The following is a 5,925-nucleotide window of genomic DNA, read 5'->3' on the forward strand; positions in this document are numbered from 1 at the left end:
ACCGGCGCGACCGGCGGGGTCGGCGCGGCCGTCCTCCAGGAGCTGATGGCGCAGGGCCGCCCGGTACGGGCGCTGGCCCGCGCGGAGTCGGCGCACCTGGTGGCGCTGGACGGGGTGGAGGTCGCCGAGGGTGACCTGGCCGACCTGGACAGCCTGCGCGCGGCCGTCCGGGGGGTCGACGCGGTGGTCCACGCCGCCTGCACCTTCACCGCGCACGAGGTCGACGTCGCGGCGATGCGCGCCATGGTGGACGCCTGGCGGCACGGCAGCTTCGTGTTCGTCAGCAGCATCGACGCGTACGGGCGTCCGCCGGGCGTCGAGGTGGCGGAGGGCGCGCCGGCCACGCTGCCGGTCACCGCGTACGGCCGGGCGAAGCTCGACTGCGAGCGGACCCTGCTGGCCGCGGCCGGGACCGAGGGCCGCGGCGCGGGTACGGTGGTGCGCTCGCCCATCGTCTGGGGCCCGCACCGGCGGCTGCGCGAGCAGCTGCGCTGGGGCGCGACCGGGGAGCTGTTCCAGACCGCGCAGGCGGGCCGGCCGCTGCTGCTGCCCGACCCGCCGGCCGACGGGCACGCCTGGTACGGGGCGGCCTGGGTGCACGCCGCGGCCCTGGCGCGGGCCGTCACAGCCTGCCTCGACGACTCCGGCCGGGAGGCGGGCCGGGTGCTGAACGCGGTCGGCGGCCATGTCGGCTGGCCGGAGCTGGCCGCCGAACTGGTCCGGCTGCTGGGCTCGGCGAGCCCGGTGGAGCTGGGCGCGGGCGCCGACCCGGAGCTGGCCCGGCCGTGGCGCTACCGCTCGGACGCGCTGGCCGAGGCACTGCGCGAGGAGCCGGGCGAGGACTGGCGCAGCGTGCTGGGCGCGATGGTGCGGTAGGCCCGGCGGGCGCCGCCCCACCGGCCGTCTCATAGGGCGGCTCATAGGGCGGCGCACCGGCCGGTGCGGGCGCCGGCCACGATGGTGTCCTCGATCAGCGGCCGGGCGTTGGCCGGGAGGTCTCTCCCGTCCGCCGGTGGTGCTCCCGACTGGTGCTCCCCGCGTACGACGGCGCCGGGTCCGGGCCGGTTGTTCCCGCCCGGGCCATAGGTCGGCCCTATGACCCCATAGGGCCGGGTGCCCTACTGCACCGCCCGGGCTGCCGAGAGGGTGGCGGTCACGGTCGGCGGTCCTCCGGCCGTGTGCCGACCGAAGGAAGCGCCGCCATGCCTCGTCCCGTCCGGGTCGCCATCGTCGGGGCCGGCCCCGCCGGGATCTACGCCGCCGACGCCCTGCTGAAGTCCGGCCTCGCCACCGAACCCGGTGTGTCGATCGACCTGCTGGAGCGGCTGCCCGCGCCGTTCGGCCTGATCCGCTACGGCGTCGCGCCGGACCACCCGCGGATCAAGGGCATCGTGACGGCGCTGCACCAGGTGCTCGACAAGCCGCAGGTGCGGCTGTTCGGCAACGTCGGCTACCCGGACGACATCGGCCTGGACGACCTGCACCGGTTCTACGACGCGGTGGTCTTCGCCACCGGCGCCGACGCCGACCGCGAGCTCGACATTCCCGGCTCGGAGCTGGACGGCTCCTACGGCGCGGCGGACTTCGTCTCCTGGTACGACGGCCACCCCGATGTGCCGCGCAGCTGGCCGCTGGAGGCGGAGCGGGTCGCGGTGCTCGGTGTCGGCAACGTGGCGCTCGACGTCGCCCGGATCCTCGCCAAGACGGCGGACGAGCTGCTGCCCACCGAGATACCGCCGAACGTCCACACCGGGCTCATCGCCAACCGGGCCGTCGAGGTGCACGTCTTCGGCCGCCGCGGTCCGGCGCAGGCCAAGTTCAGCCCGATGGAACTGCGCGAGCTCGACCACTCCCCGACCATCGAGGTGATCGTCGACCCCGAGGACATCGACTACGACGACGGCTCGATCGCCACCAGGCGCGGCAACAAGCAGGCCGACATGGTGGCCGCCACCCTGGAGAACTGGGCCATCCGCGACGTCGGTGACCGGCCGCACCGGCTGTTCCTGCACTTCTTCGAGTCCCCGGTGGAGATCCTCGGCGCCGACGGCCGGGTCGCCGCGCTGCGCACCGAGCGGACCGGGCTGGACGGCACCGGGAACGTCACCGGCACCGGCGAGTACCGGGACTGGGACGTCCAGGCGGTCTACCGGGCCGTCGGCTACCGCTCCGCCGAGCTGCCGAAGCTGCCGTTCGACCCGCTGTCCGCGACCGTGCCGCACGAGGCGGGCCGGGTGCTGGAGGCCGGGGCGCCGCTGCCGTCCACGTACGTCACCGGCTGGGTCAAGCGCGGCCCGGTCGGCCTGATCGGCCACACCAAGGGCGACGCCAACGAGACGGTCGCCTGCCTGGTGGCGGACCACCGCGCGGGCCGGCTGCGCACCGCCGAGGTGCCGGCCGAGGAGGCCGTGCCGGCGTTCCTGGCCGAGCGGGGCGTGGAGTTCACCACCTGGGAGGGCTGGCTGCGGCTGGACGCCCACGAGCGGGCGCTCGGCGCCCGCGAGGGCCGGGAGCGGGTGAAGGTGGTCGCCCGCGAGGAGATGCTGCGGGCGGGCGCGGCGGACGCCTGAGCCGGCGTCACCCCGGTATCACCCCGGCGGGTGACGCCGGTTGTGGAAGCCGGTGACCCCTGGCAGCGTCGGTCCGACCGGTCCGATCACCGACGTTGCCGAGGGAGTCCCGTGCACCTGCCGCCCGCGCGTCGTCGAGCCGCACTGCTGCTGACCGCGGGGGCGGTGGTCTACAACGACTGGCCGCTCGAGTTCTTCCTGCCCACGGGCCTGGACCCGGCCAACTCCTACGCCAGCGAGCTGTACGCGGCGGACCAGCCGTTCCACGTGCTGTTCGGGGCCGTCGAGCTGGTGGCCGCGGCGCTGGTGGCGTCCGGTGCGCTGACCGCGCTGGCGGCCTGGCGGGGTGCGCTCGGGCGGGCCGGTTGGGGGGCGCTGGCGGGGTTCGCGGCGTTCTCGGTGGCCGACGTGATGGTGCCGATGCGCTGCGCGGCCTCGGTGGAGCCCGGCTGCGAGGTGGTGAACCCGTGGCACACGCTGACCAGTGCCCTGGTCCACTTCGCGCTGTTCGCCTCGATGGCGCTGCTGATCCTCGCCGCCCGCCGGGACCCGGCCCGGCTGCCGGGCGTCGCGCGCCGGGGGCCCGTCGTGCTGACCGCCGCGATGGCGACCGCCGTGGCCACCGTCGGACCGCTGTTCGGGTACCCGGGCTGGCACGGCGTCACCCAGCGCGCGCACCTGGTGCTGGTCGGGGTCTGGTTCGTGCTGCTGGCCACCGGGCTGTCGGCCGTGCCCGCGCCGAGGGTGCCCGCGCGCCGGCGGCCCGAGCTGCCCGAGCCCTCGCTGCGGAAGTGACCCCGCGGCCGCCCGGGCCGCCGCCGCTCAGCGGCCGGGAGCGCTCAGCGGCCGGGGGCGCCGGTGGGCGGGGTGTCCAGCACGGTGAACCGCAGCCCGGCGGCGCTGAGGCGGTCGATCAGCGCGGTGCCCATCGCGACCGCCGGGGTGACCTGTCCGGCGGCGGGCGGCAGGTCGTCGTATGCGAGGCTGAGCGCGGACTCGGCGAGCATCTTGGCCGTCTCGGTGTACCCGGGGTCGCCGCCCGACACCTCGGTGAGCAGCGGGGCCGCGCCGCTGCCGAGCGCCTGGCCCGCGAAGCGGACGGTGAACCAGGAGGCCGCCCGCTGCTCGGCGCTCGGCCCCGCGCCTGGCCGGTGCAGCCGGCCGAGCGCCGTACGCAGCGGCGGGACCTGGGCGGCGAGCGCGAGCAGGGCGAGACCGGCGCCGCCGCCGAGCAGCACCGGCAGCCGCTTGACCGCGGCGAAGTGCCCGTAGCGGAACGCCGGGCCGTAGTCCGCGCGGGCGGCCGCGGAACGGCCGACCACCACGGGGTCGATGGTGGGCATCGGCACGGCCCAGGCGAGGGCCTGCGGCGAGTACCGGATCCGCCCGGCGGAGGTGCTGATCCGCCGTCCGGCGGGGCTCGGCTCGGCGTCCCGGCGGGCCCGGGCGGCCCGCGCGGCCTCGCGCGGGCGGCCGATCGCGGACAGCGCCGAGGCGAAGGTCCCGCCGGAGAACATGCCGCCGGCCCGGACGAAGCCCCGCACCGAGACCGGCGCGTCCGGCGGCAGTTCCCCGCGCTCGCGCATCCGCTCCAGGGTGAACAGCACCCCGAGGTCGTGCGGCACCGAGTCGAAGCCGCAGGAGTGCACCAGCCGCGCGCCGGTCTCCACCGCCCGCCGGTGGTGCCGCAGGTACATCAGGTCCACGAACTCCGGCTCGCCGGTCAGGTCGACGTAGTCGGTACCGGCGTCGGCGCAGGCGGCCACCAGCGGCTCGCCGTGCCACAGGTAGGGGCCGACCGTGGAGATCACCACCCGGGCCGAGGCCGCGACCTCGCGCAGCGAGGCGGGGTCGGTGGCGTCGGCGGTGAGCAGCGGGAGGTCCGCGCAGCCGGGTGCCGATTCGGCGAGGCGCTTGCGCAGCGCCTCCAGCTTCTCCCGGTTGCGTCCGGCCAGCGCCCAGCGGCAGCCGGCGGGCGCGTGCGCCGCCAGGTACTCGGCGGTCAGCGCCCCGGTGAATCCGGTGGCGCCGAACAGGACCAGGTCGTACGGGCGATCGGCGTCCATGAACTTCCCTACCAGCCGGTAATGATCGGCCTCACGCTAGGGACGGGCCGCCCGCGGTGTCAACAGTGCGGAGCCGCGGGCGGCCGTGCGGCCGGGCCCGGTCAGCCGCCGAAGTTGAGGGCGTAGAGCCGGCGGACCGAGTCGGCGGTGACGAAGTCCATCGGCACCGTGCCGAGCACCGGGCGGGCGCCGTGGTCGAGGCCGCCGAGGTAGCCGTTCAGCCGGGAGCCCATCGCGTCGGCGGCCTGCCGCGGCCACAGGCCCCAGCCGGAGGAGGAGGTGAAGGTCAGGAAGAGCCGCTGGGGGTCGGTGGCCGCGCGGGCGGCGTTCAGGTGGGCGGAGGTCTCGGGCCACTTGCGGGAGGCGATCTCGAAGATCGTCCCGATGTCGTAGTCGTCCTCGATGTCGGTGAGCGGGCCGCCCCAGCCGATGCCCGGCAGGCCCGGGCTGTCGGCGAGCAGCACGATCCGCCCGCGGACCTCGCCGAGCTGCGGGACCCGGCTCTCGCCCCACATCAGCCCGGCCCATCTCGCCCGGTAGCCCTCGAAGACCGCGGCGAAGTCGGCCGCGGCAGCGGAGGAGTACTCCTGCTTCACCCGCATCAGCAGGGTCTCCTGCGGGTGTGCGGCGAGGAAGGCCTGGCACTGGTTGAGCACGTCGCCGAAGAAGATCTCCTGGAAGACCGGGCCGTGGTGGATCGCGAACACCCCGTCGATCAGCCGGCAGCGGATGTCGAGGAAGCGGACCCCGGCCGCGAGCTGGTCGGGCACCGAGAGGGTCTGGGTCTGGGTGATCGGGCCGCCGTGCAGCGAGCAGGTGTCGTGCGTCCCCGGTACGGTGAGCCGCGCCAGCGGGCTGCCGGACGGGAGCGCCGCCATCCAGTCCGCCCCACCGGGCACCTGGGCCGCGGCCGCCGCCGGGGCCGCCACGCCGGTCACCGCCCCGAGGGTGCCCGCCGCGCCGAGTGCCAGCACCGCCCGCCCGAGGGTGCGCCGGCTGATCCGCTGCTCCGTCAATCCCATGGCCACGTCCCGTCGTTGAAGCCTGACGGGCGGTGTCTCCGCCCCCTGCATTGTCATGGCCACAGAGGGACGGGCATAGACCCGTGCACGGTGGCGGTAGGAGCGGGGCGAGGTGACGGGCGGTCACCGGAGGCCGGCCGGGCCGGCCGGGGTCAGCCGCTGACGCCCGGCACCCGGCCGCGCGGGCGGCGGTGCGCACCGCGGTGGCGGGCGACGCCGTGGCGGCCGCCGCCCCGGGGCCGGCCGCGGGGGGCGGGCGCGGCCAGC

General features: G+C 76.3%; 5 protein-coding genes. 3 read left to right on the top strand and 2 right to left on the bottom strand.

Translation table 11 applies throughout. The features are described from left to right. The 3 genes from AA75_RS07260 to AA75_RS07270 all read left to right on the top strand — a co-directional run. Positions 1-876: NAD(P)-dependent oxidoreductase (locus tag AA75_RS07260; RefSeq protein WP_149037990.1), on the top strand; the 876-nt coding region annotated here is incomplete at its 5' end. Positions 877-1,202: 326 nt separating this feature from the next. Continuing rightward, positions 1,203-2,570 (top strand): FAD-dependent oxidoreductase, encoded by a 1,368-nt coding sequence (locus AA75_RS07265; protein ID WP_033818969.1) that lies wholly within the window; start codon positions 1,203-1,205, stop codon positions 2,568-2,570. A gap of 111 nt (positions 2,571-2,681) precedes the next feature. Next, entirely contained in the window at positions 2,682-3,365 is a 684-nt protein-coding gene (locus AA75_RS07270) for a DUF998 domain-containing protein (RefSeq protein ID WP_063794297.1), read from the top strand. Between the two features lie 44 nt (positions 3,366-3,409). On the opposite strand, the gene AA75_RS07275 is transcribed toward AA75_RS07270, so the two are convergent. Together AA75_RS07275 and AA75_RS07280 are read right to left on the bottom strand one after the other, a co-directional pair. Further along, positions 3,410-4,636: a trans-acting enoyl reductase family protein gene (locus AA75_RS07275; RefSeq protein ID WP_033818970.1), complete on the bottom strand. Its 1,227-nt coding sequence runs from the start codon at positions 4,634-4,636 to the stop codon at positions 3,410-3,412. A 101-nt stretch (positions 4,637-4,737) separates the two neighbouring features. Then, positions 4,738-5,658: a phosphatidylinositol-specific phospholipase C gene (locus AA75_RS07280; protein WP_051811964.1), complete on the bottom strand. Its 921-nt coding sequence runs from the start codon at positions 5,656-5,658 to the stop codon at positions 4,738-4,740. Positions 5,659-5,925: the final 267 nt, after the last annotated feature.

Source organism: Kitasatospora sp. MBT63 (assembly GCF_000710465.2).
Classification (GTDB): Bacteria; Actinomycetota; Actinomycetes; order Streptomycetales; family Streptomycetaceae; genus Kitasatospora.

What these genes read in the sequence shown, in the direction of transcription:
- AA75_RS07275 (WP_033818970.1), bottom strand. Translation starts at nt 4,636, where the DNA reads ATGGACGCCGATCGCCCGTACGACCTGGTCCTGTTCGGCGCCACCGGA.
- AA75_RS07280 (WP_051811964.1), bottom strand. Translation starts at nt 5,658, where the DNA reads ATGGGATTGACGGAGCAGCGGATCAGCCGGCGCACCCTCGGGCGGGCG.
- AA75_RS07265 (WP_033818969.1), top strand. Translation starts at nt 1,203, where the DNA reads ATGCCTCGTCCCGTCCGGGTCGCCATCGTCGGGGCCGGCCCCGCCGGG.